Source organism: Vibrio sp. V38_P2S17PM301 (assembly GCF_009904845.1).
In the GTDB taxonomy this organism is placed as follows: Bacteria; Pseudomonadota; Gammaproteobacteria; order Enterobacterales; family Vibrionaceae; genus Vibrio; species Vibrio proteolyticus.
In genome coordinates, this window is the sequence record NZ_WXWO01000052.1 from 1 (window position 1) to 26,385 (window position 26,385).

The 26,385-nt window shown below is 52.3% G+C and carries 30 protein-coding genes, 9 tRNA genes and 1 pseudogene; 27 read left to right on the forward strand and 13 right to left on the reverse strand.

Features of this window, described 5'->3' with window-relative positions:
- A pseudogene (locus tag CAG64_RS11035) lies at nucleotides 1-1,151 on the reverse strand (transketolase family protein); the annotation flags it as partial.
- A gap of 324 nt (nucleotides 1,152-1,475) precedes the next feature.
- Between CAG64_RS11035 and metK the strand changes: the two are divergent.
- The 8 genes from metK (at nucleotide 1,476) to ruvX (ending at nucleotide 7,979) form a co-directional block, all read left to right on the forward strand.
- Nucleotides 1,476-2,630: a methionine adenosyltransferase gene (gene metK, locus CAG64_RS11040; RefSeq protein ID WP_021704387.1), complete on the forward strand. Its 1,155-nt coding sequence runs from the start codon at nucleotides 1,476-1,478 to the stop codon at nucleotides 2,628-2,630.
- 229 nt (nucleotides 2,631-2,859) lie between these two features.
- Nucleotides 2,860-3,660 carry a DUF2189 domain-containing protein gene (locus CAG64_RS11045; RefSeq protein ID WP_161488519.1) on the forward strand — a complete coding sequence of 267 codons (801 nt, stop codon included), beginning with the start codon at nucleotides 2,860-2,862 and terminating at the stop codon, nucleotides 3,658-3,660.
- A 79-nt stretch (nucleotides 3,661-3,739) separates the two neighbouring features.
- On the forward strand, nucleotides 3,740-4,237 hold the full coding sequence (locus CAG64_RS11050) for a SprT family zinc-dependent metalloprotease (RefSeq protein WP_161488520.1): 498 nt from the start codon (nucleotides 3,740-3,742) through the stop codon (nucleotides 4,235-4,237).
- Nucleotides 4,238-4,374: 137 nt separating this feature from the next.
- Nucleotides 4,375-5,079, forward strand: coding sequence for an endonuclease (locus CAG64_RS11055; protein ID WP_272924782.1), 705 nt, complete (start codon nucleotides 4,375-4,377; stop codon nucleotides 5,077-5,079).
- A 118-nt stretch (nucleotides 5,080-5,197) separates the two neighbouring features.
- A complete protein-coding gene (gene rsmE, locus CAG64_RS11060) occupies nucleotides 5,198-5,929 on the forward strand; it encodes a 16S rRNA (uracil(1498)-N(3))-methyltransferase (RefSeq protein WP_161488521.1) in 732 nt (243 codons plus the stop codon).
- Nucleotides 5,930-5,942: 13 nt separating this feature from the next.
- The gene (gene gshB, locus CAG64_RS11065; RefSeq protein ID WP_161488522.1) at nucleotides 5,943-6,893 is read left to right on the forward strand and encodes a glutathione synthase; all 951 of its coding nucleotides are present in this window, start codon (nucleotides 5,943-5,945) and stop codon (nucleotides 6,891-6,893) included.
- 58 nt (nucleotides 6,894-6,951) lie between these two features.
- Complete coding sequence (locus tag CAG64_RS11070) at nucleotides 6,952-7,515, forward strand: YqgE/AlgH family protein (protein ID WP_021704393.1); 564 nt, start codon at nucleotides 6,952-6,954, stop codon at nucleotides 7,513-7,515.
- A 41-nt stretch (nucleotides 7,516-7,556) separates the two neighbouring features.
- Entirely contained in the window at nucleotides 7,557-7,979 is a 423-nt protein-coding gene (ruvX, locus tag CAG64_RS11075; RefSeq protein WP_021704394.1) for a Holliday junction resolvase RuvX, read from the forward strand.
- A gap of 50 nt (nucleotides 7,980-8,029) precedes the next feature.
- Here ruvX and CAG64_RS11080 read toward each other — a convergent pair whose 3' ends face one another.
- The gene (locus CAG64_RS11080; protein WP_021704395.1) at nucleotides 8,030-9,064 is read right to left on the reverse strand and encodes a type IV pilus twitching motility protein PilT; all 1,035 of its coding nucleotides are present in this window, start codon (nucleotides 9,062-9,064) and stop codon (nucleotides 8,030-8,032) included.
- A gap of 24 nt (nucleotides 9,065-9,088) precedes the next feature.
- On the opposite strand from CAG64_RS11080, the gene CAG64_RS11085 reads away from it, so the two are divergent.
- The 7 genes from CAG64_RS11085 (at nucleotide 9,089) to hemW (ending at nucleotide 14,022) form a co-directional block, all read left to right on the forward strand.
- A complete protein-coding gene (locus CAG64_RS11085) occupies nucleotides 9,089-9,799 on the forward strand; it encodes a YggS family pyridoxal phosphate-dependent enzyme (RefSeq protein WP_021704396.1) in 711 nt (236 codons plus the stop codon).
- Nucleotides 9,800-9,847: 48 nt separating this feature from the next.
- Nucleotides 9,848-10,666: a pyrroline-5-carboxylate reductase gene (proC, locus tag CAG64_RS11090; RefSeq protein ID WP_161488523.1), complete on the forward strand. Its 819-nt coding sequence runs from the start codon at nucleotides 9,848-9,850 to the stop codon at nucleotides 10,664-10,666.
- A 42-nt stretch (nucleotides 10,667-10,708) separates the two neighbouring features.
- Nucleotides 10,709-11,266, forward strand: a complete 558-nt coding sequence (locus CAG64_RS11095; protein ID WP_021704398.1) for a YggT family protein — start codon at nucleotides 10,709-10,711, stop codon at nucleotides 11,264-11,266.
- The gene (yggU, locus tag CAG64_RS11100) at nucleotides 11,266-11,562 is read left to right on the forward strand and encodes a DUF167 family protein YggU (protein WP_021704399.1); all 297 of its coding nucleotides are present in this window, start codon (nucleotides 11,266-11,268) and stop codon (nucleotides 11,560-11,562) included. The genes CAG64_RS11095 and yggU overlap by 1 nt, the downstream gene beginning before the upstream one ends.
- Nucleotides 11,563-11,734: 172 nt before the next feature.
- Complete coding sequence (locus CAG64_RS11105; protein ID WP_161488524.1) at nucleotides 11,735-12,169, forward strand: DUF4426 domain-containing protein; 435 nt, start codon at nucleotides 11,735-11,737, stop codon at nucleotides 12,167-12,169.
- 76 nt (nucleotides 12,170-12,245) lie between these two features.
- The gene (locus tag CAG64_RS11110; protein WP_021704401.1) at nucleotides 12,246-12,842 is read left to right on the forward strand and encodes an XTP/dITP diphosphatase; all 597 of its coding nucleotides are present in this window, start codon (nucleotides 12,246-12,248) and stop codon (nucleotides 12,840-12,842) included.
- Nucleotides 12,843-12,849: 7 nt separating this feature from the next.
- Entirely contained in the window at nucleotides 12,850-14,022 is a 1,173-nt protein-coding gene (gene hemW, locus CAG64_RS11115; protein ID WP_161488525.1) for a radical SAM family heme chaperone HemW, read from the forward strand.
- Nucleotides 14,023-14,074: 52 nt separating this feature from the next.
- Here hemW and CAG64_RS11120 read toward each other — a convergent pair whose 3' ends face one another.
- From CAG64_RS11120 to trmB, 3 genes are all read right to left on the reverse strand, one after another.
- Nucleotides 14,075-14,692, reverse strand: a complete 618-nt coding sequence (locus CAG64_RS11120) for a DNA-3-methyladenine glycosylase family protein (protein WP_161488526.1) — start codon at nucleotides 14,690-14,692, stop codon at nucleotides 14,075-14,077.
- A gap of 22 nt (nucleotides 14,693-14,714) precedes the next feature.
- A complete protein-coding gene (gene glsB / locus CAG64_RS11125) occupies nucleotides 14,715-15,635 on the reverse strand; it encodes a glutaminase B (protein ID WP_021704404.1) in 921 nt (306 codons plus the stop codon).
- Between the two features lie 123 nt (nucleotides 15,636-15,758).
- Entirely contained in the window at nucleotides 15,759-16,478 is a 720-nt protein-coding gene (gene trmB, locus CAG64_RS11130; protein ID WP_021704405.1) for a tRNA (guanosine(46)-N7)-methyltransferase TrmB, read from the reverse strand.
- Between the two features lie 182 nt (nucleotides 16,479-16,660).
- Between trmB and mutY the strand changes: the two genes are divergently transcribed.
- The 12 genes from mutY to CAG64_RS11190 all read left to right on the forward strand — a co-directional run bounded on the left by mutY (nucleotide 16,661) and on the right by CAG64_RS11190 (nucleotide 20,628).
- The gene (gene mutY, locus CAG64_RS11135) at nucleotides 16,661-17,710 is read left to right on the forward strand and encodes an A/G-specific adenine glycosylase (RefSeq protein ID WP_161454887.1); all 1,050 of its coding nucleotides are present in this window, start codon (nucleotides 16,661-16,663) and stop codon (nucleotides 17,708-17,710) included.
- Between the two features lie 15 nt (nucleotides 17,711-17,725).
- A complete protein-coding gene (locus CAG64_RS11140; RefSeq protein WP_161488527.1) occupies nucleotides 17,726-17,998 on the forward strand; it encodes an oxidative damage protection protein in 273 nt (90 codons plus the stop codon).
- Between the two features lie 60 nt (nucleotides 17,999-18,058).
- Nucleotides 18,059-19,195 (forward strand): membrane-bound lytic murein transglycosylase MltC, encoded by a 1,137-nt coding sequence (mltC, locus tag CAG64_RS11145; protein WP_161488528.1) that lies wholly within the window; start codon nucleotides 18,059-18,061, stop codon nucleotides 19,193-19,195.
- 103 nt (nucleotides 19,196-19,298) lie between these two features.
- Nucleotides 19,299-19,374 (forward strand) — tRNA-Phe (locus tag CAG64_RS11150).
- A 54-nt stretch (nucleotides 19,375-19,428) separates the two neighbouring features.
- Nucleotides 19,429-19,504, forward strand: a tRNA-Thr gene (locus CAG64_RS11155).
- 7 nt (nucleotides 19,505-19,511) lie between these two features.
- Nucleotides 19,512-19,587, forward strand: a tRNA-Phe gene (locus CAG64_RS11160).
- A gap of 40 nt (nucleotides 19,588-19,627) precedes the next feature.
- Nucleotides 19,628-19,703, forward strand: a tRNA-Asn gene (locus CAG64_RS11165).
- A 427-nt stretch (nucleotides 19,704-20,130) separates the two neighbouring features.
- Nucleotides 20,131-20,206, forward strand: a tRNA-Phe gene (locus CAG64_RS11170).
- Nucleotides 20,207-20,257: 51 nt separating this feature from the next.
- Nucleotides 20,258-20,333, forward strand: a tRNA-Thr gene (locus CAG64_RS11175).
- Nucleotides 20,334-20,358: 25 nt separating this feature from the next.
- Nucleotides 20,359-20,434, forward strand: a tRNA-Asn gene (locus CAG64_RS11180).
- A gap of 37 nt (nucleotides 20,435-20,471) precedes the next feature.
- Nucleotides 20,472-20,547: transfer RNA gene (locus CAG64_RS11185), tRNA-Thr, on the forward strand.
- A gap of 5 nt (nucleotides 20,548-20,552) precedes the next feature.
- Nucleotides 20,553-20,628, forward strand: a tRNA-Asn gene (locus CAG64_RS11190).
- A gap of 269 nt (nucleotides 20,629-20,897) precedes the next feature.
- Here CAG64_RS11190 and CAG64_RS11195 read toward each other — a convergent pair.
- From CAG64_RS11195 to mlaF, 8 genes are all read right to left on the reverse strand, one after another.
- Nucleotides 20,898-21,638 (reverse strand): 1-acylglycerol-3-phosphate O-acyltransferase, encoded by a 741-nt coding sequence (locus CAG64_RS11195; RefSeq protein ID WP_161448209.1) that lies wholly within the window; start codon nucleotides 21,636-21,638, stop codon nucleotides 20,898-20,900.
- Between the two features lie 99 nt (nucleotides 21,639-21,737).
- A complete protein-coding gene (gene murA / locus CAG64_RS11200) occupies nucleotides 21,738-23,003 on the reverse strand; it encodes a UDP-N-acetylglucosamine 1-carboxyvinyltransferase (protein WP_161448211.1) in 1,266 nt (421 codons plus the stop codon).
- Between the two features lie 9 nt (nucleotides 23,004-23,012).
- A complete protein-coding gene (ibaG, locus tag CAG64_RS11205) occupies nucleotides 23,013-23,267 on the reverse strand; it encodes a BolA family iron metabolism protein IbaG (RefSeq protein ID WP_021704411.1) in 255 nt (84 codons plus the stop codon).
- 3 nt (nucleotides 23,268-23,270) lie between these two features.
- Nucleotides 23,271-23,588 (reverse strand): STAS domain-containing protein, encoded by a 318-nt coding sequence (locus CAG64_RS11210; RefSeq protein ID WP_021704412.1) that lies wholly within the window; start codon nucleotides 23,586-23,588, stop codon nucleotides 23,271-23,273.
- Nucleotides 23,585-24,226 carry a phospholipid-binding protein MlaC gene (mlaC, locus tag CAG64_RS11215; RefSeq protein WP_161448213.1) on the reverse strand — a complete coding sequence of 214 codons (642 nt, stop codon included), beginning with the start codon at nucleotides 24,224-24,226 and terminating at the stop codon, nucleotides 23,585-23,587. The genes CAG64_RS11210 and mlaC overlap by 4 nt, the downstream gene beginning before the upstream one ends.
- Nucleotide 24,227: 1 nt before the next feature.
- On the reverse strand, nucleotides 24,228-24,722 hold the full coding sequence (gene mlaD, locus CAG64_RS11220) for an outer membrane lipid asymmetry maintenance protein MlaD (protein WP_021704414.1): 495 nt from the start codon (nucleotides 24,720-24,722) through the stop codon (nucleotides 24,228-24,230).
- A gap of 2 nt (nucleotides 24,723-24,724) precedes the next feature.
- Nucleotides 24,725-25,516, reverse strand: a complete 792-nt coding sequence (mlaE, locus tag CAG64_RS11225; RefSeq protein ID WP_161448215.1) for a lipid asymmetry maintenance ABC transporter permease subunit MlaE — start codon at nucleotides 25,514-25,516, stop codon at nucleotides 24,725-24,727.
- Complete coding sequence (gene mlaF / locus CAG64_RS11230; RefSeq protein ID WP_021704416.1) at nucleotides 25,516-26,310, reverse strand: phospholipid ABC transporter ATP-binding protein MlaF; 795 nt, start codon at nucleotides 26,308-26,310, stop codon at nucleotides 25,516-25,518. Before mlaF ends, mlaE begins: the two co-directional genes overlap by 1 nt.
- Nucleotides 26,311-26,385 lie beyond the last annotated feature (75 nt).

Here is a 26,385-nt window from a genome sequence, read left to right on the forward strand (position 1 = left end):
GATGGGGCCAGGTCAGCTGAGCCGCCCATGAACTCAGGCAGTAGAGCGCCGAAGGCTTCCAGTGCGTTTTGTGACGCTTTACGGGAAGCGATATTGGCAGGGTTAGCCTGAAGATCAGCAATAATTTGCGCTGCTTTTTCTTCCCATTCCGCTGGCAGGTCACCGTTCACACGGCGTTTATATTCTGCGGCTTCGGCTGGGTAAGCGGCGGCGTAAGCGGCGAACTTGTCATCCCATGCTGCTTCTTTCGCTTTGCCCGCTTCTTTCGCGTCCCACTCTGCGTACACATCCGATGGGATTTCGAATGGGCCGTGATTCCAGCCTAAGAACTCACGTGCGGCTTTGATTTCGTCTGCGCCCAAAGGAGCACCGTGACAATCGTGCGAGCCGGCTTTGTTTGGTGAGCCGAAACCGATGATGGTCTTAGTACAGATCAGAGTCGGACGAGGATCCGCTTTTGCAGCGATGATCGCTGCGTTGATCGCGTCTGAATCGTGACCGTCTACTGCCGGGATAACGTGCCAGCCGTAGGCTTCAAAACGTTTTGGTGTATCGTCTGAGAACCAGCCTTCCACGTGACCGTCGATCGAGATGCCGTTGTCATCCCAGAAGGCGATCAGTTTGCCCAGACCCAGAGTGCCGGCCAGTGAGCATGCTTCGTGCGAGATGCCTTCCATCAGACAGCCATCGCCCATGAACACATAAGTGAAGTGGTCAACGATGTCGTAGCCAGGTTTGTTAAACTGCGCCGCCAGTGCTTTTTCCGCAATCGCCATGCCCACCGCATTAGTAATGCCCTGGCCCAGAGGACCGGTTGTGGTCTCAATGCCAGGTGCATAGCCGTACTCAGGGTGGCCCGGCGTTTTAGAGTGCAACTGACGGAAGTTTTTCAGGTCGTCAATCGACAGCTCGTAACCGCTCAGGTGCAGCAGAGAGTAAATCAGCATAGAGCCGTGGCCATTCGACAGCACGAAGCGGTCGCGGTCGGCCCAATTCGGGTTGTGTGGGTTGTGATTTAAGTGACTGCGCCAAAGCACTTCAGCGATATCCGCCATACCCATAGGTGCGCCCGGGTGGCCTGAGTTCGCTTTTTGGACACCATCCATGCTCAGAGCACGGATAGCATTGGCTAGGTGTTTACGAGAAGACATGTCTGCTCCTGAGTACGATAAGCAAGAAAAAAGGGAAAGTAGCGCTGCAAGCAGCCGGAGTATTGTCGCAAAGCCCCATCAGTGCTGCAAACGTTTTACTGGATAATTTTGCCTGCAATAACGCTCATTTACAGCAAAGTTGTGCAAAATCACTCATTTCAGAGCAAACGTTTGGCTAAGAGTAAAACAAAAAAAGAACTTGTAATTCGTCGGGCGAAAACTAGAATAGACGTCTAGATGTAGATACACCTACAAAATATACCGAATTTAACTGGTGGTGAGCGCTTGTCGCTGGCCACCTTCATTTATCTAAGTGGAGCTCTCATGGCTAAGCACCTGTTCACTTCTGAATCGGTTTCAGAAGGTCATCCTGATAAAATTGCAGACCAAATATCTGATGCAGTTCTTGATGCGATTCTGGAGCAAGACCCGAAAGCGCGTGTTGCTTGTGAAACTTACGTCAAAACCGGCATGGTCATGGTTGGCGGCGAAGTTACGACTTCAGCTTGGGTTGACATTGAAGAACTGACTCGTCAAACCGTACGCGAAATCGGCTACGTTCACTCAGACATGGGCTTTGATGCAGACTCTTGTGCCGTGTTGAACACGATTGGTAAACAGTCACCAGACATCAACCAGGGTGTCGACAAAGCCGATCCTAAAGAGCAGGGCGCTGGCGACCAGGGCATCATGTTTGGTTACGCGTGTAACGAAACCGACGTGCTGATGCCAGCTCCGATCACTTACTCTCATTTACTGGTTCAAAAACAGGCGGAAGTTCGTAAAAATGGCACGCTGCCATGGTTGCGTCCGGACGCGAAATCTCAGGTCACCTTCCAGTACGATCAAGGCAAAATTGTAGGTATCGACGCGGTTGTACTGTCAACTCAGCACTGTGATTCGATCTCTACGCCAGATCTGCGCGAAGCGGTAATGGAAGAAATCATCAAGCCGGTACTGCCGTCTGAGTGGTTGAACCAGGAGACCAAATTCTTCATCAACCCAACCGGTCGTTTCGTTATCGGTGGTCCAATGGGTGACTGTGGCCTGACAGGTCGTAAGATCATCGTTGACACCTACGGCGGCGCAGCACGTCACGGTGGTGGAGCCTTCTCTGGTAAAGATCCATCTAAAGTGGACCGCAGTGCTGCTTACGCGGCTCGTTATGTAGCCAAGAATATCGTGGCCGCTGGCCTGGCGGATCGTTGTGAAATCCAACTGTCTTACGCTATCGGTGTGGCAGATCCAACCTCAATCATGATTGAAACGTTCGGTACAGAGAAAGTCTCTCACGACATCATCATCCAGGCGGTACGTGAGTTCTTCGATCTTCGTCCATACGGCTTGCAAGAGATGCTGAACCTGCTGCGTCCTATCTATAAGAAGACCGCAGCTTACGGCCACTTCGGCCGCGAAGAGTTCCCTTGGGAAGCAACGGACAAAGCAGCTCTGATCCGCGAATTCGCTGGCATCAAGTAATACAAAGACTTAGCAATTAAAGCCCCGGCCCATGTGCCGGGGCTTTTTCTTTTCTTGCACAATTTTGCCCTCAGAAGTTGTATTTTTCTGCTTCCCTGCCAATAGTTAAAATAATGTTAAATGCCCTCAACCTTGATTGCGGCGCATCCAACATCCAAGACGGTGCAGACCGCACCGAATCGTCGTACGGCAACGACGACACTTAACCAGAATTGAGCAAGGAGGAGCTATGCCTCGTACGGTTAACCCTTCGGACTTTAAAGATAAGCGTAAAGACGTCAGTGACCATGAGTACGCACGCACCATTCCGTGCAACCAAGTCAACCTGGCGGCGCCGTTCCATTGGCTGGCACTTGGCTTACACGATTTTGTCCGTATGCCGCTGATCAGCGCGTTTTACGGGCTGTGCTTTATGGCAGCGGCCATCGGCATCGTGTTACTGATCCAATGGCAAGGCACTCACCTGGTGGTTCTGCCGGCGCTGGTGGTGTATATGCTGATCGGCCCGTTTCTGGCGCTTGGGCTGTATGACGCCAGTTGGGAACGCGAAAAAGGCCATCGGGCCAGTCTGTTGCATTCCATGAAAGCCATCGGTCGCAACTCCACCTCGCAATGGGCGTTTGCGGTGCTACTGGCCGTGTGCATGATTTTTTGGATGCGCATCGCGGCTCTGTTGCATGCCCTTTACCCGTCCGTACAAGGTGCCCCGCTGACTGAATTCATGCCCTTCCTGGTGATCGGTTCTCTGGTCGGCTTGGTAATGGCCACGGTCGTATTCAGTATTTCCGCGTTTTCTATCCCACTGATGATGGAGCGCCGGGTTGACATGATGACCGCCGTCTTCTCCAGCTTCAATGCGGTCCGTTCCAATATTCCGGCCATGATAGTCTGGGCAGCCATTATTTGTGGCGGCATCCTGATTGGCTTCGCCACCTTTGGCATAGGTATGCTGTTTACCATGCCAATTCTGGGTTACGCCACCTGGCATGGTTACCACGCCACAATTAAGAAAAAACATCATCCTGAATAAGAAAACCGCCCCGTCCACCGCAATGGTGTTAAAATTCGCCCCGGCCAGTTGGCCGGGGCGTTAATTTATTGGGGGCAACGTGGACACAGAATGGGATTACCGGGCACAGAAAGTGATAGCACACTGTTTGCATCTGGCAGAGCAAACCTTTCAACGTCGCTTCCCCCACCCCGAGGTCAGCTATAAACTGCGGGGGAAAGCGGCCGGAAAAGCCTATCTGAAGCTGAACCAAATCCGCCTTAACCCGATCCTGTTTGCCGAAAACCGTCAGGCGTTTCTGGATGAAGTGATCCCGCACGAAGTGGCTCATCTGATAACTCACCAAATCTACGGCCGGGTTCGCCCGCATGGCAAAGAATGGCAGGCGGTAATGGAGCAGGTATTGGGCGTCAGTGCCCGTACCACTCACAGCTTTGCCACCACATCAGTGCAAGGGCAAACCTTTGAATACCGTTGTGCCTGCAGTCACTACCCGCTCACCATCCGCCGTCATAACAAGGTGCTGCGTCATCAGGCCAGCTACCGCTGTCAGCGCTGCCAGGAAACGCTGCGCTTTACCGGAACCCAACTCAGTTAACTCACGCCGTCCATTCGACATGTCTTAATTCCGCGACACTGTGCCCATCACTAAAGTCTGATGTACGCTTTTGTAACCTCATCCAGAAAAATGCGTGGTAGACTGAAAAAAGTCATACTTTTCTAAGACTTTTTATCATGACATTACGATCTTTACTTTGCGGCATGGTATGTGCCCTGACTTGCTTCGCCGTCAATGCGGCTCCACCCTCTTCCTTCTCCAGCGCCAAAAGAGCCGCGGTGAAAATCTATCGGGACAATCCCACCAGTTTTTATTGCGGATGTGCCATTAACTGGCAGGGCAAAAAAGGGGTCCCGGATCTCAACTCTTGTGGTTATCAGGTACGTAAACAAGAAAAACGCGCCTCACGTATCGAATGGGAACATGTGGTCCCAGCGTGGCAGTTCGGTCATCAGTTGCAATGCTGGCAAAGCGGTGGTCGTAAAAACTGTTCACGCCACGACCAACAGTTCCGTTTGATGGAAGCGGATCTGCACAATCTGACCCCTGCCATCGGCGAAGTCAATGGGGACCGCTCTAACTACAACTTCAGCCAGTGGAACGGGATTGATGGTGAAACCTACGGCCGCTGTGAGATGCAGGTCAACTTCAAACAGCGTAAAGTGATGCCGCCGGATCGCGCCAAAGGCTCGATCGCACGCACCTACCTGTACATGAGCAAAGAGTACGGTTTCAAGCTCTCCAAACAGCAGAAAAACCTGATGACCGCATGGAACAAACAGTTCCCGGCCGATCGTTGGGAGTGTGAACGAGACAAACGCATCGCCACCGTGCAGGGGAACCACAACCCGTTTGTCCTCGAAGCGTGTAAGTCCCTGTGATATCAGGGCAAGTGGCGTCGTAAGCTTTCGGGCGCGAAACGCCGCTTGCCCCTTGTTTTTTCGCTGCAAAGCATCCATGTTAGTGTCTAACTAACTTTTGCCGGAAAACTACACTATCATGCGTATCCCTCGTATTTATCATCCTGACCCAATTGACCAACTGGGCGCCGTGGCGCTGAGTGACGATGCCGCCGGCCACATCGGCCGGGTTCTGCGTATGAAAGAGGGTCAGGAAGTGTTGCTGTTTGACGGCAGCGGCGCTGAATTTCCGGCGCACATCAGCGAAGTCACCAAAAAGCAGGTTGTGGTGGAAGTCAGTGCGCGTGTCGAGCAAAACTGCGAGTCCCCACTCGATCTGCACCTTGGCCAGGTTATCTCACGCGGGGATAAAATGGAGTTCACGATTCAGAAATCGGTCGAGCTCGGTGTGAATACCATCACCCCGCTGATTTCAGAACGCTGTGGCGTCAAACTGGACCAGAAACGGTTTGAGAAGAAGCTGGCGCAGTGGCAGAAAATCGCCATCAGTGCGTGTGAACAATGTGGACGCAACGTGGTGCCCACCATTCGCCCGGTGATGGCATTAGAAGACTGGTGTCAGGAAGACGACGGCAGCCTGAAACTCAATTTGCATCCGCGCGCAGACTATTCGATCAACACCTTGCCGGGTCCGGTAGACAAAGTTCGCCTGCTGATCGGCCCTGAGGGCGGATTGTCCGGCGATGAAATCGACATGACTCGCACCTATCATTTTGCAGAGACCCTGCTCGGCCCACGCGTACTGCGTACCGAAACGGCGGCTCTGACCGCAATTACAGCCCTTCAAGTTCGTTTCGGCGACCTTGGCTAACCGGAGAAGATCAATGATTAAACTGGGTATCGTGATGGACCCGATTTCGTCCATCAACATCAAAAAAGACTCAAGCTTTGCCATGCTGCTGGAAGCTCAGCGCCGTGGATACGAAATCCACTACATGGAAATGAACGATCTGCATCTGGACCAGGGCGTCGCGGTCGCGGACAGTAAAATTGTCGAACTGAAACAAGATCCGAACGACTGGTATCACTTCACTTCCGAGCAGACGATCGAACTGTCTGAGCTGGATGCGGTACTGATGCGCAAAGACCCGCCTTTCGATACCGAATACATCTACGCCACTTACATCCTGGAACGGGCGGAAGAACAAGGGACGCTGATCGTCAATAAACCACAAAGCCTGCGCGACTGTAACGAAAAACTGTTCACGGCCTGGTTCCCCGAGCTGACGCCAACCACCATAGTGACACGCAAAGCAGACAAGATTAAAGCGTTTCGTGACACCCACGGAGACGTGATTCTCAAGCCACTGGATGGTATGGGTGGTGCGTCTATTTTCCGCGTCAAAGAGAACGATCCCAACGTCTCTGTGATCATTGAGACTCTCACCAACCACGGTCAGAACTACGCCATGGCACAAACATTTGTACCTGACATCAGTAACGGAGACAAACGCATTCTGGTGGTCGATGGCGAAGCCATGCCGTACTGCCTGGCACGCATTCCGGCCAAGGGGGAAACCCGCGGTAACCTGGCTGCCGGCGGAACTGGCGAAGCCCGTCCGCTGAGCGAAACAGATAAACAGATCGCCGCGGCCGTAGCGCCTACACTTAAAGAAAAAGGTCTGATCTTTGTTGGCCTGGACGTTATTGGCGATAAGCTGACTGAGATAAACGTTACCAGCCCGACTTGCATCCGTGAGATCGAGGCAGCGTTTGATATCTCAATCACAGGGAAACTGATGGACGCGATAGAGCGTCGTATCAATAAAGCGTAAACTGAGACAAGGGGCAGCGAACGGTTGCCCATTTATCTCACTCTGGGTTGGAGCTGTTATGAACCTTACCAATCATTTTCTGGTTGCCATGCCGGGCATGAAAGATCCCTACTTCAAACACAGTGTGGTCTACATCTGTGAGCACAATGAAGACGGAGCAATGGGATTGATCATCAATGCCCCGATTGACGTTACGGTCGGCGGCATGCTCAAGCAGGTCGACGTTCAGCCCGTGCATCCGCAGCTCAATACCGACAGTTTGAAAAAGCCCGTGCTAAATGGCGGTCCGGTGTCGGAAGATCGTGGCTTTATTCTGCACAAACCGAAAGATCATTACGAATCCAGCGTTCAGATGACCGACAATATTTCGGTGACCACCTCTCGTGACATTCTGACCGTACTTGGTACCGAAGCTGAGCCGGAGGACTACCTGGTGGCGCTGGGTTACGCTGGCTGGGAAGCCGGTCAACTGGAAAGTGAGCTGGCCGAAAACTCGTGGCTGACCATCGAAGCGGATCCGGATGTGATTTTCAATACTCCCATCAGCCAGCGCTGGAGCAAAGCCGTCGAGAAACTCGGCATTGACGCCGCCCAACTTTCGAATCAAGCCGGACACGCCTGAACGTCCGGCCAAACACTTGTAATTACGGAATCCCCTTATCCATGTCACGAACTATCATGGCCTTCGACTTTGGCACCAAGAGCATCGGCAGTGCTATCGGTCAGGAAATTACCGGTACGGCCTCACCGTTAAAAGCCTTTAAGGCCAACGACGGTATTCCAAACTGGGACGAGATTGAAAAGCAGATCAAAGAGTGGCAACCCAACCTGCTGGTCGTCGGGCTGCCGACCGATCTGCGTGGTCAGGCTCTCGAGACCATCACGCCACGGGCACGTAAGTTTGCCAACCGCCTGCATGGCCGTTTCGGTTTGCCGGTCGAGCTGCACGATGAGCGACTTTCCACTACCGCAGCGCGCGCGGAGCTGTTTGAAATGGGCGGCTATAAAGCCCTGAGCAAAGGCAATGTAGACTGCCAGTCTGCCGTTGTCATTCTTGAAAGCTGGTTCGAAGCCCAGTGGGGCTAACACTGGTTGCGTCAGGCAACTGACGCAACCTGCCCCGGTTAGCGTTAACCTTAGCGCCATGGGCCGGCGTCAATGGTTCTGACCAATTCATCTTCATCAACGATCCCCTCAGCCAGGAGCTGACGCCCGTGTTGTGCCATGGTTTGCATCCCCTGCGCGGCTCCGGTCTGAATCACCGAATACATTTGCGCGACTTTATCTTCCCGGATCAGATTACGAATCGCCGGCGTTGCCAGCATAATTTCATGGCAGGCCACTCTGCCGCCCACGCGGCGCTTGATCAGAGTCTGGGCAATCACGGCACGCAGCGACTCAGACAGCATCGATCGCACCATATTTTTCTCGTTGCCGGGAAACACATCGATGATCCGGTTGATGGTTTTTGCCGCCGAACTGGTATGCAGGGTGGCCAATACCAGATGACCGGTTTCCGCCGCGGTTAATGCCAGGCTGATGGTCTCACGATCACGCAGTTCCCCCACCAGAATGACATCCGGATCCTCGCGCAGCGCACTGCGCAAGGCGCGGTGAAAACTGCGGGTATCACGCTGTACTTCACGCTGATTAATTAAGCACTGCTGGCTGGTGTGGACAAACTCAATCGGATCTTCAATGGTCAAGATATGTTTGTGATGATGGTGGTTAATGTAGTCAACCATCGCCGCCAGCGTGGTCGACTTACCGGAACCGGTCGGCCCGGTCACCAGCACCAGGCCTTGTTCATAATTGGCGATCTGGGTAAAGATGGCGGGCGCCTGCAGCGCATTTAACGTCGGCATCTGGCTTGCGATGGTACGAAAAACGGCCGCGCAACCGCGCGACTGATGAAACACATTGACCCGGAAACGGCCGCTGCCCGCTCGTTGTATCGAAAAGTCGGCGTCGAGCTGCTGCTCGAATTCGCTGCGCTGCTCTTCGTCCATGACCGCATTTACCATTTGTTGCACTTCTGGCTCGCTCAGTGCCGGCCGATCCAGGCGGCGAATCTCTCCATCGATACGTAGCACCGGAGGAACACCTGCAGAAAGATGTAGATCTGACGCATTATGTTTTACACTAAACTCCAGTAACTCATCGATATCCATTGAAATTCCTTAAGTCATTCAGCTATGAGTAGTATTCAACAAAATATTGAGCACATCACTGCGCAGATCGCCTCCGCACAACAAAAATGCGGACGAGCTCCAAACTCGGTGCAACTGCTGGCAGTAAGCAAGACTAAACCGGTTGAAGCCATCCTTGAAGCGGCCCAATTCGGACAGCGCGCCTTCGGTGAAAACTATGTCCAGGAGGGGGTCGATAAGGTGGCATTTTTCCGCCAACACCACCCACAACTCGATCTGGAATGGCATTTCATCGGCCCTATTCAGTCGAATAAAACCCGATTTGTTGCCGAACATTTCGACTGGGTCCACACCATTGACCGAGCCAAAACGGCGCAGCGACTCAATGATCAGCGGCCTGCAGAAATGGCGCCGCTGCAGGTTCTGATCCAGGTTAATACCAGCGGTGAAGCCTCCAAGTCCGGCGCCTCAACTGAGGAAATATTTGAACTGGCAGAGTTGATTTCGTCGCTGCCCAACCTCACGTTAAGAGGATTGATGTCAATTCCGGCCAACACGCCAGACTACGCTTCACAGTTAACGGCTTTTCGCCAGTTGGCGCAGTTGAAAGATGAACTCTCCGCTGAGTATCCGCAGTTGGATACCCTGTCGATGGGCATGAGCGGCGATATGGACGCCGCGATTGAAGCTGGTACAACCATGGTTCGTATCGGCACCGCGATCTTTGGCGCACGCGACTACGGCCGTCAGGCATAACCTGTCGCCACGATTAAGAACACCACACATTTAGGAAGTCACGTCATTATGGAACACAAGAAAATCACCTTTATCGGCGCTGGTAACATGGCGCGCTCTATCATCGCTGGCCTGATTGACAGCGGATACCCGGCGGATTTCATCACGGCCACCGCCCCAAGTCAGAGCACTCGTGATTCTCTTGCTCACCAGTACCGAATTAACACCAATGCCGACAACCTTGACGCGGCCACACAGGCCGAAGTCATCGTACTGGCGGTTAAACCTCAGTTGATGGAACGGGTTGGCGCTGGCCTGCATGACGTCGATTTTTCCAACAAACTGGTGATCTCGATCGCCGCAGGTATCAACGCGGCCCGCCTGAATGAAATGCTCGGTGCAACACTGAATCTGGTGCGCGTAATGCCCAATACCCCGTCGCTGGTCGGCAAAGGCATGAGCGGCCTGTACGCCCCGCAGCATGTCAGCGCAGAAGATCGCGCATTTGCCGCAGCGCTGATGTCAGCCGTGGGTGAAGTTTGCTGGGTCCAACAGGAATCGGGCATCAACAACGTCATCGCCGCGGCCGGTAGTGCTCCCGCGTATTTCTTCCTGTTCATGGAAGCGATGCAAAATGAAGCCATGGCGCAAGGTTTTGATAAGGCAACCGCCCGCCAGCTGGTTCAGCAGGCCGCGCTTGGCGCCGCCGAGATGGTGGTGGCCAACCCGGAAACCGAACTGTCTACTCTGCGTGAGCAGGTGACGTCTAAGGGCGGCACCACCGCCGAAGCACTGCGCACGTTTAACGAACATCAACTATCTGATATCGTAGCGAAAGCCATGCAGGCAGCGGTCACCCGCGCAGAAGAAATGGAACAATTATTTTAATCACTGATGGCGCCCGGCGCCGCTCCGTAGTAAGGGCTACTTATGAATTCAATGAGTTTTCTGGTCTCGACGCTGTTTGATCTCTACATCATGGTCGTGATCCTGCGAATCTGGCTTCAGGCCGCCAGAGCCGATTTTTACAACCCGTTCTCACAGTTTGTGGTCAAAGTGACCCAGCCTGTGGTGGGCCCTTTACGCCGCGTGATTCCTTCGCTAGGCGGTATCGACATGGCGACCGTGCTGTTTGCCTATCTGTTGTGCGTACTCAAATTCGTGGCCTTGATCATGCTCGCTTCTGGCGGCTCAGTGTCATTCAGCACCGACTTTCTGTTCCTGGGCCTGCTATCACTGGTGAAAGCAGCCGGTGGTTTGCTGTTCTGGGTTCTGCTGATCCGCGCCATTTTGAGCTGGGTCAGCCAGGGCCGCAGCCCTATCGAATATGTGTTCCATCAACTGACTGAGCCAATGCTGGCGCCAATCCGCCGCATTATTCCGGCGATGGGTGGCTTCGATCTGAGTGTATTAGTGCTGTTTATCGGCCTGCAGTTTGCGAACTTTCTGATCGGTGACATCATTGGCCCCATCTGGTTTCAGTTGTAATGTCGACGGCCGCCTGGACAGAAGGTCAGGATGTGATTCTCCGGCTTTACATTCAACCTAAAGCCAGCCGAGATCAGATCGTCGGCTTACACGGCGAGGAGCTGAAAATTGCCATCACAGCGCCGCCGGTTGATGGCAAAGCCAATGCGCACTTGAGTAAATTTTTAGCCAAGCAGTTCAAGGTGGCCAAAGGACTGGTCATGATAGAAAAGGGAGAACTGGGGCGGCATAAGCAAGTGCGCATCCAGTCGCCACAACAAATTCCGTCACAAATAACCCTTCTACTCGACGATTGAGTGTGGCCAGTTCTTGGTCTCTGTTTGCAAACTAACCCGGCGCCATATCGCCGGGTTATCTTATTGCGCTTATCCTCAGTTCATGGAAGAGGAATTCGCCGCGAAATGGAGTTAAAATTAGTGGTAGAATCAGCCCGGGATGTCGGTACATCTTTCACGAGAGGTAAGGGAAATGAGTCATCAATGGACAATCGCACTGATCGCAGCTTTGGCCGTCACTCCGGCCTCGGCGGGTCAGTTCAAAACACTCAAAGACGTTGAAGTACACTACTCGGCTTTTAATTCCACTTTCTTGACGTCGGAAATTGCGAGCAGTTACAAACTCAAGCGCAATGGCTACTCCGCCGTTCTGAATATCAGTGTGCTGGACACATCACAAGTCGGCAAGCCGGCGGTCACGGCCAAAGTGAACGGCACCAGTAAAAACTTGATCGGGAATTCCCGCACGCTGGATTTTCGTGAAGTGCAAGAAGGCGACGCCATCTACTACCTGGCGGAGTTTCCGATCAGCAATGAAGAAAACCTGACGTTTAACATCGACGTCAACGCCGGGATGAAAGGCGCAGGTAACCTGATCTTTTCCCAGAAATTTTATGTCGAAGAGTAAGCCTGCCGCTTGACGACATGTTTGATAGCCACACGCCAGCTCGCCAGAACTGGCGTGGTTTTTTATAGAGAACACCATGAAAAAGATTGTTTTAGCGACCGGTAACCAGGGCAAGGTCCGGGAAATGGCCGATCTGCTGGCCGAGTTTGGTTTTGACGTGGTCGCCCAAAGCGAATACGACGTCCCTGACGTGGCCGAAACCGGTACCACCTTCATCGAGAACGCGATCATCAAAGCGCGTCATGCTGCCAAGCTGACCGGCCTGCCCGCTATCGCCGATGACTCAGGTTTGGAAGTCGATTACCTCAACGGCGCGCCCGGTATCTACTCTGCCCGTTACGCGGGTGAACAGGCGACAGACCAACAAAATCTGCAAAAACTGCTGAGCGCGATGGAAGGGGTTCCAGCGGAGCAACGCAGCGCCCGCTTCCACTGTGTGCTGGTGTTGATGCGACACGAAAATGACCCGACGCCTCTGGTCTGTCACGGACAGTGGGAAGGGCGCATTCTGGATCAGGCACAGGGGGACAACGGCTTTGGTTACGATCCGGTCTTTTTTGTTCCGGGGGAAAACTGCGCATCCGCCGAACTGGCGCCGGCGCGCAAGAAACAGTTGTCTCACCGTGCTAAGGCACTACAAAAGCTGTTCGCGGCTCTGACTCCGCAAGCGTAAGATCGTCATGTTAAAGCCACCCGCTCTGAGCCTGTATGTCCACATCCCCTGGTGTGTGCAGAAATGTCCGTATTGCGATTTCAACTCGCACGCGCTCAAAGACAATATTCCGGAAGACGCATACATCGACGCCTTGCTGGAAGATCTGGACACCGACATTGCCAAATACCGACTGAACGATGCGCCACGTCCTCTGCACTCGATCTTTATCGGTGGCGGTACGCCAAGCCTGATTTCAGCCGATGGCATTGGCCGTCTGTTGCAGGGCATTGAAGCTCGTATCCCGTTCAAAACCGGCATTGAGATCACCATGGAGGCCAACCCGGGCACCGTGGAGGCACAGCGCTTTGTTGGCTATCGTAAAGCCGGTGTGACACGTATTTCCATCGGCGTGCAGAGCTTTGAAGCTGACAAGCTTGAACGTCTCGGGCGCATTCACGGTCAGCAAGAAGCCGTTGACGCCGCCAAACTGGCACATCAGATTGGTTTAAACAGCTTCAATTTGGATCTGATGCACGGTTTGCCGGATCAAAGCATCGATCAGGCGCTGGCAGATCTGGACAAGGCGATTGAGCTCAATCCGCCTCACCTGTCCTGGTATCAGTTGACTATCGAACCAAACACCATGTTCTACTACAAGCCACCAACGCTCCCCGACGATGATGACCTGTGGGATATCTTTGAACGCGGCCACCACAAACTGACGCAGGCAGGCTACGTCCAGTACGAAATTTCCGGCTACAGCAAACCAGGCTCTCAGTGCCAGCATAATCTCAACTATTGGCGTTTTGGGGATTATCTCGGCATTGGCTGCGGATCGCACGGGAAGCTGAGTTTTGCTGACGGGCGTATTCTGCGTACCACTAAAGTCAAGCATCCGCGTGGCTACCTGGCGGCCTACCAGAATATGGTTAAACCGTATCTGCACACCGAGCAGTGGGTGGCAGACCGGGATCGGCCCTTTGAGTTCTTTATGAACCGCTTTCGGCTGATGGAAGCCTGCCCTAAACAGGATTTTATTGACACTACCGGGCTGGCACTGGCGCAAATCGCCCCCACTATCGATTGGGCACTGGACAAAGGCTACCTGACTGAAAACGCCACACACTGGCAAATCAGTGAGAAAGGCAAGTTGTTTCTCAACGATCTACTTGAAGCCTTTATGGCTGAAGAAGAATAAAAGCACCGCTTCGGCGGTGTTTTTTGATAAGTAAGGTTGTTGGCGCGGACGGTCAGGCCTCTTTGAGCAACTCCGCATCCAGCATGGCCCAGATATGCAGGGCCAGATAAGAACGATAAGGGGCCGCCGCCTTTACTATCGTCTCGGGCGCAACGTCCTCTTTCTCGGCCAGTTGCGCCAGACCACGCACCAGCGACGCATCGCCCTCCGACCAGATGTCCGGCATAGCGAAAAAGAAAATCAGCGCCATCTCTGCAGTCCAGCGTCCGATCCCCCACAACTGAACCAACTGACTGACGATATAGTCGGCGTCCTGGCTGTGATGAATATCCGCAGCAACCACACCAGTTTGCAACGCCTGATTCACACCGAGAAGGGTTTTGACTTTGGCGTTGGACAAGCCGCAACTGCGCAGCCGCTGATGATGCTCTTCGACCAGTAGCAGCTCCAGCGGGCCGTGTATCTCACACAGCTGATCTACCCGCGCCCAGATTGTGCGGGCTGCCGTGGTCGACAATTGCTGACCTGCAACCGCGCGCGACAAATAACGCAGCAGATGCGCTGGCGGCTGGCGCTCAATCGTCTGCGCGCCATTGTGCGTCACCACGTGGCTAAGATAACGAAGCCCGCTTAACTGAGTAAGTAACCGTTGGTGAATAAGATCTGACATAACGCTTCCCTGCTCATGTCGCTCAGAATATCGAGCGCCCGATCCGCTCCGACAACAGTTCCAGCGCTTTGGTCCCCGCCAGCGAGTTACCGGAAGGATCCAGCTCTGGCGACCAGACCGCGATGGTCATATCCCCCGGTACCACGGCGATGATCCCGCCGCCGACACCGGATTTACCCGGCATGCCGACCCGGTAAGCAAACTCACCTGCGCCGTCATACAGACCACAGGTCGCCAACAAAGCATTGAGTTGCTTGGATTGGGTTGGCGTGATGATCTGGCGCCCGCTCTGCACCGAACTGCCTTTATTGGCAAGGTAGCTGAAGGTTTTCGCCAGATCAACGCAGCTCATCTTCAGTGCGCACGCATGGAAATAGTTGTTCAGAACCGGGATCACTTCATTGTCAAAGTTGCCAAATGCGCGCATCAGGTAGGCAATCGCCGCATTACGGTCACTGTGCATCATTTCTGATGCGGCCACCACTTTGTCGTAGATAATATGACTGTCACCGGAAAGCTGGCGGACAAATTCCAGCAGACGCTGTCTGGGTGCAGACAGGCGTGAGTGCAGCATATCGGCCACTACGATCGCCCCGGCATTGATAAAAGGGTTACGGGGAATCCCCTGCTCCATCTCAAGCTGGATCATGGAGTTAAAGGCCTGACCAGACGGCTCTTTACCTACCCGCGACCAGATTTCATCGGCGCGATACAAGCCCAGCGCCAGCGTCAGACTCAGCACTTTGGAGATCGACTGAATCGAAAACGCTTCTTGTGCATCGCCGGCTTTAAAGATTTCACCTTCGTTGGTGTACACAGCAATACCCAGCTTGTAGCTCGGCACCTTAGCCAGCGCTGGAATATAGTCGGCGACTTTTCCTTGTCCGATTAATGGGCGAACTTCATCCAGGATGTTCGCCAGTATTTCTGTGGTTGGTTTCATGTTGGTTCGGTTTACTTGCTATTGTAATTATTGTTGTGTCTGTAGGGACAAAAAAGCCAACATTAAAGCAATGTTGGCTTTTATAAAACTTTATTTTTCAAATGGTGATAACACCGGAAAAAATCAGCGGATGCGCTTGAACTTAATGTCCCAAACGCCGTGACCCAAACGGTGGCCACGCGCTTCAAACTTGGTCAACGGACGCTCCTCTGGACGAGGCACGTAATCGCCTCCCTGAGCGGTGTTTTCATAACCCGGCGCCTGATTCATCACCTCAATCATGTGCTCAGCGTAGTTTTCCCAGTCGGTGGCCATGTGGAAAATGCCTTCACCGATGATCAGCTTTTGACGTACCATTTCGGCAAACTCAAGCTGAACAATACGACGCTTGTGGTGGCGCTTCTTGTGCCACGGATCGGGGAAAAACAGTTGCAGCGTGTGCAGACTGTTGTCAGGAATCATATTCGCGAACACTTCCACGGCATCGTGACACATCACACGCAGGTTGGTCACGCCCGCTTCGCGCGCCGAAGACAAACATGCGCCTACGCCCGGGCTGTGGACTTCAATGCCGATAAAGTTCTTTTCCGGAGCATTTTTGGCCATTTCAACCAGTGATGCGCCCATACCAAAACCGATCTCCAGTACCACTGGGTTGTCGTTACCAAACACGCGATTCCAATCCAGCAGTGTATCCTGATAATCGATACCCATGCTTGGCCAGCACTCTTTCATTGCCGCTTCCTGACCTTTGGTCAGACGTCCTTCACGACGAACAAAGCTGCGTACTTTGCGGATCAGTTTACCGTCTTCGGTGTATTCGTTAGTGGTCACTTCACTCATTGATATTGCCTGCTTAAAATTTGCTCTCACCTCAAAGGGCTTGTGATTATCCAAAGAATCGTGCTCGGTGCAAGTGTTATCACCGAATTCGATTATCCTTACAGTTTGTCTGTTTTACATTCACCACTTTCTGTGGTGCAATTTTACCCACGATTATACCTATATTTTACACAGAGCAAGCCGTGACACCTTTTGCCGATGCCATATTAGAATGGTATGACGCTTATGGGCGAAAAGATCTCCCATGGCAGAAAAATAAAACCGCCTACAGCGTCTGGTTGTCGGAAATCATGCTTCAGCAGACTCAGGTCGCGACCGTGATTCCTTACTACCAGAGATTCTTACAACGGTTTCCAACCGTGACCGATCTGGCCAATGCCGAACAAGACGAAGTCCTGCACCTGTGGACCGGACTGGGTTATTACGCTCGCGCCCGCAACCTGCATAAAGCCGCGCAAATTGTCGCTCAAGAATACAACGGGGAATTTCCGCTAGACCTTGAGCAGATGAACGCTCTGCCGGGGATTGGCCGCTCGACCGCAGCGGCGGTGTTGTCGTCGGTGTATAACCAGCCGCATGCGATTCTGGACGGCAACGTCAAGCGCACTCTGTCGCGCGCGTTTGCCATTGACGGCTGGCCGGGACAGAAAAAAGTAGAGAATCAGTTGTGGGACATCGCTGAAACGCACACGCCCGATACCAACGTCGACAAGTACAATCAGGCGATGATGGACATGGGGGCCATGGTGTGTACACGCAGCAAGCCTAAATGTTCGCTGTGTCCGGTCGCCTCAATGTGTCAGGCCAATAAGCAAGGTAACCCGCTTGATTACCCTGGGAAGAAACCAAAGAAAGACAAACCGGTGAAAGAAACCTGGTTCGTGATGCTACATCACGATAACCAGGTTTGGCTTGAACAACGCCCTCAAAGTGGCATTTGGGGAGGCCTGTTCTGCTTTCCGGAACATCCGGATGCCAGCATTGAGCACCAGCTTGATCTGCGCAGCATACGCCAGACACAGGTGCGTGAAACGCGGCCTTTAATTGCGTTTCGCCACACTTTTAGCCATTACCATCTCGACATCACCCCGATTCTGGTGGATTTATCTCAGCAACCGGATGTGATAATGGAAGGAACCAAAGGTCTTTGGTATAACTTATCCCAACCTGAAGAGATCGGCCTGGCCGCTCCGGTAAAGCAGCTACTGGAGGGCTTGCCGTTTGAACTTTAACATCAAGGAGTCATTATGAGCCGCACTGTATTCTGTGCTCGACTAAACAAAGAAGCGGAAGGCCTGGACTTTCAGCTCTACCCGGGCGAACTGGGTAAACGCATCTTCGACACCATCTCGAAAGAAGCCTGGGCACAGTGGCAACACAAGCAAACCATGCTGATCAACGAGAAAAAGCTCAACATGATGGATTCTGAGCATCGCAAACTGATCGAAACCGAGATGGTCAACTTCCTGTTTGAAGGCAAAGACGTTCACATCGAAGGTTACACGCCACCGAGCGAATAATAATTACAATCTCAATGACATCACGGCTCCGCTCTGATGTCATTTTTATATTCAGAAGCTATGAAAAAACTGATCTATTGTCTGACCGCACTGACACTGGTGGGATGCAGTCGCGAATTCGTGGAACGCATCTATGATGTCAATTATGAACCGACCAACCGCTTTGCCAAAAATCTGGCTCAGTTGCCCGGGCAGTTTGAAAAGGACACCGATGCGCTCGATGCCCTGATCAGCAGTTTTTCCGGCAACATCAAAAAGCGCTGGGGCAGCAAAGAGCTGAAGTACGCCGGTAAAAGTAATTACGTTAAATACATCGACAACTATCTGAGCCGCTCTGAAGTCAACTTTTCCAAAGGTACAATCGTCGTCGAAACCGTCTCGCCGACCGATCCCAAAGGCCACCTGAGAAACGCCATCATCACCACATTGCTGACACCCGATGATCCGGCCAGTGTCGATCTATTCTCGTCGAAAGACATTAAACTGGAGGGCCAGCCATTCCTGTACAAGCAGGTGTTAGATCAAGATGGCAAGGCTATCCAGTGGTCATGGCGCGCCAACCGTTATGCCGACTACCTGATCGCCCACCACCTTAAAGTCAAAGATGTCGATTTCAAAAAGGCTTACTACGTTGAAATTCCCATGGTCGAAAACCAGGTTGAAATCCGCAGCTATCAATACGCGGATATCGTGCGCCGTGCTTCAAATCGTTATGGCATCCCGGAAGATCTCATCTACGCCATCATCAAAACCGAAAGCAGCTTCAACCCCTACGCGGTAAGCTGGGCCAACGCGTACGGATTGATGCAAGTGGTGCCCAAAACCGCGGGGCGTGACGTGTTTAAGCTGGTCAAAAAACGCAGCGGCGAGCCATCACCGGAATACCTGTTTAATCCGGAAAACAACATCGATACCGGCACCGCCTATTTCTATCTGCTGAAAAATCGCTATCTGAAAGACGTGCGCCACCCCACCTCACTGGAATACAGCATGATTTCGGCCTATAACGGCGGCACCGGCGGCGTCCTGAACACCTTTAACCGTTCCGATCGCAGCCGAGCCATGCGCGACCTAAATTCGCTTCAGCCGAATCAGGTTTACTGGGCGCTGACCAAGAAACACCCCAACAGCGAATCGCGTCGGTATCTGGAAAAAGTAACCAAATACAAACAGGACTTTAACGCGGGTAAAGGATAAACCTCGAATCTGCCTAAATTCGCAGCAGTTAACCATTTTTTTGCATTTTTTTCGAAAAACAAGTTGACGCAGAGACGGAAAATCCGTTTAATAGCGCTCCGTTGCCCGGATAGCTCAGTCGGTAGAGCAGAGGATTGAAAATCCTCGTGTCGGTGGTTCGATTCCGCCTCCGGGCACCACAATTTGTTGATTGTTGGTGCTTAGCACGAACAGTGTAAAAAGAATATTCGTGTGCCGACTTAGCTCAGTAGGTAGAGCAACTGACTTGTAATCAGTAGGTCACCAGTTCGATTCCGGTAGTCGGCACCATTCTTTTGCCTCGATAGCTCAGTCGGTAGAGCAGAGGATTGAAAATCCTCGTGTCGGTGGTTCGATTCCGCCTCGAGGCACCATTATTTGGTGCTTTACTCTGAAAAGAGTGACACAAATAATTCCCCCTTAGTTCAGTTGGTAGAACGGCGGACTGTTAATCCGTATGTCGCAGGTTCGAGTCCCGCAGGGGGAGCCATATTTAAGAAGCCAAGTCGCAAGACTTGGCTTTTTTCGTTTTTCGACTTAATGCTGTTGTAGCATCACTCGACGCTCACACCATTCCAGTTCTACCGGACACTGAGCACCCCGCTCGCTTCATCCCCCACTCTTTGGTAAAACAATCAGCCAATGCCAGCCGAAGCCCAGTTGTATGTAATAAGTAAGTTGCCACTTACCTACTAAATTGCAGCTTAAATCCGAAAAAGCAGCGTAAAAATCACGATTTTTTATGACGAACGCTGAACTAAGCTCTCATGGGAACGTACTTTGCTACAGGGATTCTATAAAGATTTATTCTCAAATGAGCAAAAACAGCCCATTAAGTATAGAAAAGCAACAAACGATATTTTTTTTGCAATTTGGTGTTGACGTTAAAAGCGAAAAACCGTTTAATACACCTCGTCGCCCGGATAGCTCAGTCGGTAGAGCAGAGGATTGAAAATCCTCGTGTCGGTGGTTCGATTCCGCCTCCGGGCACCACAATTTGTAATTGTTGGTGTCTAACACGAACAATAAAACAGAATATAGTGTGCCGACTTAGCTCAGTAGGTAGAGCAACTGACTTGTAATCAGTAGGTCACCAGTTCGATTCCGGTAGTCGGCACCATTTATATTCTGCTTAAAAAGATAATTCCCCCTTAGTTCAGTTGGTAGAACGGCGGACTGTTAATCCGTATGTCGCAGGTTCGAGTCCCGCAGGGGGAGCCACTTTCGGTTAATAAGCTTTGGCTTGTTAATGAAAAAGGCCGACTTAGCTCAGTAGGTAGAGCAACTGACTTGTAATCAGTAGGTCACCAGTTCGATTCCGGTAGTCGGCACCATCTTTTCCCCCTTAGTTCAGTTGGTAGAACGGCGGACTGTTAATCCGTATGTCGCAGGTTCGAGTCCCGCAGGGGGAGCCACTTTCAAAAAGCCAAGTCGAAAGACTTGGCTTTTTTCATTCTGAACTACCGGGTTGAATCGCAGCAGTGCGTCGCAATAGCCCGATCCTGACCCCGCTTATACCCTCAGTCACATCAACAATGCGCCCAAAAGCCATCTGTCAGCCTCTTGAGCGCGTCTTAAGTCTTACGTATGCCCTAGCCCCTTAACAACGACTGTAGTTCGTCTGAGTATGGCTTAGGCACAAAAAAGCCGGCGATGTACGCCGGCTCGGTCTGTCATAACAGGCTCAGGCTTTAATGCCCTGAGTTTCGTTACGCATCGCGACTTCGTTGTCCAGTTCTTCCAGCTTGGTCGCCATTTGCTCGCGGCACAGATTAGCCAGCTCACGAACATTTTCTTTGCTGCAACCTTCAGTACTGATCGGCGGCAGCATCTCCACGATGATGTGGCCGTTGTTCCAGCGATTGATCTTCAGGTGCTCGGTTGAACTGCACACGATCGGAATGATCGGCACACCGGCACCGATTGCCGCGTGAAATGCGCCAGTTTTGAACGGCAGCAAGCCACGTCCCCGTGAGCGGGTACCTTCCGGGAACATCCAAACAGACACATCACTGTTCTTCATGCTGTTCACCACCTGCTCAATGGTGCCCATGGCTTTTGAACGGTTAGCGCGATCAATCAAGATATTCCCTGTCAGCCAGTACAATTGACCAAACAGTGGGAACCACGCCAGACTCTTTTTACCCACTGTCACCACTTTCGGCGTCACCGCGGCAGACACGGTAAACATGTCCCAGTTGTTCTGGTGGTTAGCGATGTAAATATGCTGACCACGCTCATAAGCGTCGTCAGGAACACGCAGCTCCAGTTTAATGCCGAACACTTTCGACATTGCCGCAAAGTAACGGCCAAAAGTAAATACGTGTTTTGGATTACGCGGGCTCAGCAGGCAGTAACCACAGCCAAAAATAAACATCGCCACAGCCCACACTGCGGTGATCAGTACACGTATAAGTGCAATCATTCATTTCTCTCCAGGCGGAACACAACGCACGCGCTCGACCACCTTACCACTTAAAAAAAAGCCGAAACCTCAGTTTCGGCTTACAGTCGTTCGCTAATATTAACCGTTCTCGTGAAAACGCTCAATATTTGCACCTAGTGCAGAGAGCTTATCTTCGATTTTTTCATAACCGCGGTCAATATGATAAATACGATCGACGACGGTTTCACCTTTGGCGATACAACCCGCAATCACCAGACTGGCCGACGCCCTTAGGTCAGTCGCCATCACCTGAGCGCCGCTCAGGCGATCAACATCACCGCAAATCACTGTGTTGCCTTCAATCTCGGCTTTTGCGCCCATGCGCATCAGTTCCGGAACGTGCATAAAGCGATTTTCGAAGATGGTCTCGGTGATCACACCACCGCCTTTGGCCATCATGTTCAACAGAGTAAACTGCGCCTGCATATCGGTCGGAAAGCCCGGGTGTGGCGCGGTACGCACTGTCACTGCTTTCAGTTCACGCTCGGTCATGTCGAGACTGATCCAGTCATCGCCGGTTTCAATCTTGGCGCCCGCCTCTTCCAGTTTGGCCAGTACCGCTTCCAGCAGTTGGGCCTTGGAGTTGCGACAGACAATTTTGCCGCCCGAAACCGCAGCGGCCACCAGGAAGGTGCCGGTTTCAATACGATCCGCCACCACAGCATGCTCACAGCCCCCCAAACGCTCAACACCTTCAATAGTGATGGTGTCGGTGCCGGCACCGGAGATTTTCGCTCCAAGCTTGTTCAGAAACTCGGCCGTATCAACGATCTCAGGCTCTCGCGCGGCGTTATCCAGTACCGTGGTGCCTTCCGCCAGTGTTGCCGCACACATGATGGTAATGGTGGCACCCACACTGACTTTATCCATCACGATATGCGCACCCTGCAAGCGACCGTCGACGTGTGCTTTAACGTAACCGTCTTCCAGCGTAATCGTTGCGCCCAGTTGCTCCAGACCATGAATGTGCAAGTCCACCGGACGGGCACCGATCGCGCAGCCACCAGGCAGAGAGACTTGTCCCTGACCAAAGCGAGCCACCAGCGGACCTAAAGCCCAGATCGAAGCTCGCATGGTTTTCACCAGATCGTACGGCGCACAGTATTCGTCAATCGGACCCGCGTCGACATGCACTGAGCCGTTGCGCTCCACTTTAGCCCCAAGGCGCTTGAGCAGCTCCATGGTGGTGTCGATATCACGCAAATGAGGAACGTTACTGACCGTAACCGGCTCTTCAGCCAGAATAGAGGCGAACAGAATTGGCAGCGCAGCATTTTTTGCGCCTGAAATGGTCACTTCGCCTTGCAGCGGCTTGTCAGAACCAATAACTCGAAACTTTTCCATCAATAAACCTTACAGCGACATCAGCTTCTTATCACGAGCCCACTCATCCGGAGTATATGCTTTGATAGATACAGCGTGGATGTCATTTCTTTGAATGTATTCCATTAGCGGAGCGTAGATCATTTGTTGCTTCTTAACGCGACTCATTCCTTCGAAACAAGCATCAACCGCAACCACTTCATAGTGGCTGCCTTCACCTTTCACATGCACTTCTTCCAGTTTCAGTGCTTCTTCCAGTAACTGTTGTACTTTTGCGCTATCCACAATTTACCCCTGAGTATTCTTTATATGGTCTGCCAGCATAACATCGACATTGCTCAGCTTTAATAATGTGGCAAGCTGTGCTGGCACGAAACTGAGCATTATATGACAGTTTCGTTTTTTTGCATGTTCTATTAAATGTATCAGCATCACCATTCCGGCAGAATCGATACGTTTAATGCTCTGCAGGCTAACGTCAACCTGCTCTGCCGAGGGTTGCCAGCGTTGGGCGAATTGCCATAGGGCAGGAACGGATTCCCGATCCAACGCGCCGTTTAGCTCAACCTGCTGAGCTTGAGTTTGGGTCCATTGTGGATGGCTCATTGTTGCTTGCTCTCAAAACGAATCGGTTGTGCCGCCAGTTTTTCCAGCTCTTTGGCGACCGCCACAATGCCTTCCTGACGAATCTTACCGCCCCACTCCGATTGTTTGCTCGACAACAGGCTGACCCCTTCGGCCACCATATCAAACGCTTCCCATTCACCAGACTTGTTGTCTTTGCGCAATTTGAATTCCAGTTTGATGTTCGGACGTGGGGTATCCACGATGTCCACTTTCACACTGGTAATACGACGGGAGTCGTCCAGATTCGGTTCCGGGCCAAATTCAATGGTCTGATCCGAATATTGTGTCAGAACTTGCGCATATGAGGTCACCAGGTAAGCACGAAACGCAGTAATGAACTCACCAACATCGTCACGCTTGGCGCCTTTGAGGTTTGGCCCCAGTAACTTCAGTGCCGCGTATTTCTCATTCACATACGGCATCAGCTCTTGATCAACGATCACTTTCAGGTAATCCGGATCCTGATGGATTTTGTCCTGCTCTTTTTTGAGACGCTCAAACGCCTGCTCAGAGACCTGACGCATCATTTTGTACGGATCGGTTTTATCGACGCTAGCGGCCGCACTACCGAATGAGATAACGGTTGCCACAAAGGCCAGTACGATCTTCTTAAACATATTATTCCCCACTGTTCGCTGCGTTGTCTGAATTGCCGACGCTGTAAAGGAACTGACCAATCAGATCTTCCAGAACCAACGCCGACTTGGTGTCTTCAATCAGGTCACCGTCTGCCAGCATCTGTTCATCTTCAAACACAAAGCCCGGAACCAGTCCGATGTACTGTTCACCGATCAGGCCGGAAGTCAGGATCTGAACACTGGAGGTGTCCGGGAACTGATCGTACTGGCTGTTGATCGCCATGCTGACGATAGGTAACAAAGTGTCTTTATCCAGACTGATCTGGGTTACACGACCAATCACGACGCCACCCACTTTGACCGGAGAACGAACTTTGAGTGAGCCAATGTTGTCGAACTCAGCTTTCAGTGTATAAGTATCGTTGGAACCCAGTCCTTTCACGTCAGCGACTTGAAAAATCATCACCAGAATTGCGCAAATTCCCGCAAGTACAAAACTGCCAACCCATAATTCTGTTTTACGTGTTTGTTGCATGATTAATTCCCAAACATCAATGCGGTTAGTACAAAGTCTAGCCCTAATACGGCCAGCGAAGAGTGCACCACGGTGCGAGTTGTGGCGCGGCTGATGCCTTCTGACGTTGGTATCGCGTCATAGCCGTTGAACAGGGCGATCCAGGTGACAGTAAACGCAAACACCATACACTTGATCAGACTGTTACCTATGTCCTGGCCGAGATCGACCGCCGATTGCATCGCGGACCAGAAACTGCCGTGGTCGATACCTTTCCAGTCAACCCCAACCAACTGGCCACCCCAGATGCCCACCGCCATAAAAATCATCGCCAGCAAAGGCATAGAAATCAGGCCGGCCAACAAACGAGGTGCGATCACGCGCTTGAGCGGATCCACGGCCATCATTTCCAGACTGGTCAATTGTTCTGTGGCTTTCATCAAGCCGATTTCCGCGGTGAGTGCCGAACCAGCACGGCCGGCAAACAGCAATGCCGTCACCACCGGGCCAAGTTCACGCAATAAAGACAGCGCCACCATCTGACCGAGACTGCCTTCGGCACCGTAGTCGACCAGAATCACGTAGCCTTGCAGGCTCAAGACCATGCCGATAAACAGACCAGAAACAATGATGATCGCCAGCGACTGGACGCCCACGCTGTAGAGTTGTTGCAATAATAAAGGGAGATTCTTCACCGGTTGGGGACGGCTGGCCACCGCGCCGAACAGCATCAGGCTGGCACGACCAATCGACGTGCTCACGGCAATGCCGCGTCGTCCTAGCGATGCGACAAAATCGGTAAAATTCGACGCCATTAAAATAAGTCCTTCTCGATAGGCTGCGCGGGGAAACGGAACGGAACAGGCCCGTCGGCTTCACCGAACAAAAACTGCTGAACCCGCGGATCCGGATCGTCTCTTAGCTCCTGCGGCGTACCGCTGGCGATGATCTTGCCATCGGCCAGAAGATAGACCAGATCAGCGATACTCATCACTTCCGGTACATCATGCGACACCACCACCGAGGTGAGGCCGAGCGCCTGGTTGAGATTGCGGATCAGTTCGACCAACACCCCCATAGTGATTGGATCCTGACCGACAAAAGGTTCATCGTACATGATCAGTTCCGGATCGAGCGCGATCGAACGCGCCAGAGCCGCTCGTCGTGCCATCCCGCCGGACAATTCGCTCGGCATCAACTGCGCCGCACCGCGTAGGCCAACCGCTTCCAGTTTGAGCAGCACCAGCGTTTTGATCAGCGATTCATCCAGTGCTGTGTGTTCACGCAATGGAAACGCGACGTTGTCAAAAACGTTCAGATCAGTAAACAGTGCGCCGGACTGGAACAGCATGCTCATTTTTTTGCGTGCCCGGTAGAGCTTCTTACGGCTCAGTGTCGGGATGTTATCACCATCAAACCAAATTTCACCGCTGTCGGGCGGCAACTGGCCACCAATCAGGCGCAGCAAGGTGGTCTTACCGATCCCGGACGGCCCCATGATGGCGGTGATTTTCCCTTTCGGTACGCTCAGATTCACGTCGTCGAAGATCGTTCGTTCCGCCCTCGAAAAGTGCAAATGTTTTATTGTAACCAGAGCTTCAGAAGACATAGGTTTGAATTATCCGTTATCTGCGGTACGCATCAGCGAGAATGGGCAATCATAAGCACAATAAGCTTGAATTTA

Excerpts from the sequence above, each read along its gene's own strand:
- metK (WP_021704387.1), top strand. The coding sequence starts at position 1,476 with ATGGCTAAGCACCTGTTCACTTCTGAATCGGTTTCAGAAGGTCATCCT.
- CAG64_RS11045 (WP_161488519.1), top strand. The coding sequence starts at position 2,860 with ATGCCTCGTACGGTTAACCCTTCGGACTTTAAAGATAAGCGTAAAGAC.
- CAG64_RS11055 (WP_272924782.1), top strand. The coding sequence starts at position 4,375 with ATGACATTACGATCTTTACTTTGCGGCATGGTATGTGCCCTGACTTGC.
- rsmE (WP_161488521.1), top strand. The coding sequence starts at position 5,198 with ATGCGTATCCCTCGTATTTATCATCCTGACCCAATTGACCAACTGGGC.
- gshB (WP_161488522.1), top strand. The coding sequence starts at position 5,943 with ATGATTAAACTGGGTATCGTGATGGACCCGATTTCGTCCATCAACATC.
- CAG64_RS11070 (WP_021704393.1), top strand. The coding sequence starts at position 6,952 with ATGAACCTTACCAATCATTTTCTGGTTGCCATGCCGGGCATGAAAGAT.
- ruvX (WP_021704394.1), top strand. The coding sequence starts at position 7,557 with ATGTCACGAACTATCATGGCCTTCGACTTTGGCACCAAGAGCATCGGC.
- CAG64_RS11080 (WP_021704395.1), bottom strand. The coding sequence starts at position 9,064 with ATGGATATCGATGAGTTACTGGAGTTTAGTGTAAAACATAATGCGTCA.
- CAG64_RS11085 (WP_021704396.1), top strand. The coding sequence starts at position 9,089 with ATGAGTAGTATTCAACAAAATATTGAGCACATCACTGCGCAGATCGCC.
- proC (WP_161488523.1), top strand. The coding sequence starts at position 9,848 with ATGGAACACAAGAAAATCACCTTTATCGGCGCTGGTAACATGGCGCGC.
- CAG64_RS11095 (WP_021704398.1), top strand. The coding sequence starts at position 10,709 with ATGAATTCAATGAGTTTTCTGGTCTCGACGCTGTTTGATCTCTACATC.
- yggU (WP_021704399.1), top strand. The coding sequence starts at position 11,266 with ATGTCGACGGCCGCCTGGACAGAAGGTCAGGATGTGATTCTCCGGCTT.
- CAG64_RS11105 (WP_161488524.1), top strand. The coding sequence starts at position 11,735 with ATGAGTCATCAATGGACAATCGCACTGATCGCAGCTTTGGCCGTCACT.
- CAG64_RS11110 (WP_021704401.1), top strand. The coding sequence starts at position 12,246 with ATGAAAAAGATTGTTTTAGCGACCGGTAACCAGGGCAAGGTCCGGGAA.
- hemW (WP_161488525.1), top strand. The coding sequence starts at position 12,850 with ATGTTAAAGCCACCCGCTCTGAGCCTGTATGTCCACATCCCCTGGTGT.
- CAG64_RS11120 (WP_161488526.1), bottom strand. The coding sequence starts at position 14,692 with ATGTCAGATCTTATTCACCAACGGTTACTTACTCAGTTAAGCGGGCTT.
- glsB (WP_021704404.1), bottom strand. The coding sequence starts at position 15,635 with ATGAAACCAACCACAGAAATACTGGCGAACATCCTGGATGAAGTTCGC.
- trmB (WP_021704405.1), bottom strand. The coding sequence starts at position 16,478 with ATGAGTGAAGTGACCACTAACGAATACACCGAAGACGGTAAACTGATC.
- CAG64_RS11140 (WP_161488527.1), top strand. The coding sequence starts at position 17,726 with ATGAGCCGCACTGTATTCTGTGCTCGACTAAACAAAGAAGCGGAAGGC.
- mltC (WP_161488528.1), top strand. The coding sequence starts at position 18,059 with ATGAAAAAACTGATCTATTGTCTGACCGCACTGACACTGGTGGGATGC.
- CAG64_RS11195 (WP_161448209.1), bottom strand. The coding sequence starts at position 21,638 with ATGATTGCACTTATACGTGTACTGATCACCGCAGTGTGGGCTGTGGCG.
- murA (WP_161448211.1), bottom strand. The coding sequence starts at position 23,003 with ATGGAAAAGTTTCGAGTTATTGGTTCTGACAAGCCGCTGCAAGGCGAA.
- CAG64_RS11210 (WP_021704412.1), bottom strand. The coding sequence starts at position 23,588 with ATGAGCCATCCACAATGGACCCAAACTCAAGCTCAGCAGGTTGAGCTA.
- mlaC (WP_161448213.1), bottom strand. The coding sequence starts at position 24,226 with ATGTTTAAGAAGATCGTACTGGCCTTTGTGGCAACCGTTATCTCATTC.
- mlaD (WP_021704414.1), bottom strand. The coding sequence starts at position 24,722 with ATGCAACAAACACGTAAAACAGAATTATGGGTTGGCAGTTTTGTACTT.
- mlaE (WP_161448215.1), bottom strand. The coding sequence starts at position 25,516 with ATGGCGTCGAATTTTACCGATTTTGTCGCATCGCTAGGACGACGCGGC.
- mlaF (WP_021704416.1), bottom strand. The coding sequence starts at position 26,310 with ATGTCTTCTGAAGCTCTGGTTACAATAAAACATTTGCACTTTTCGAGG.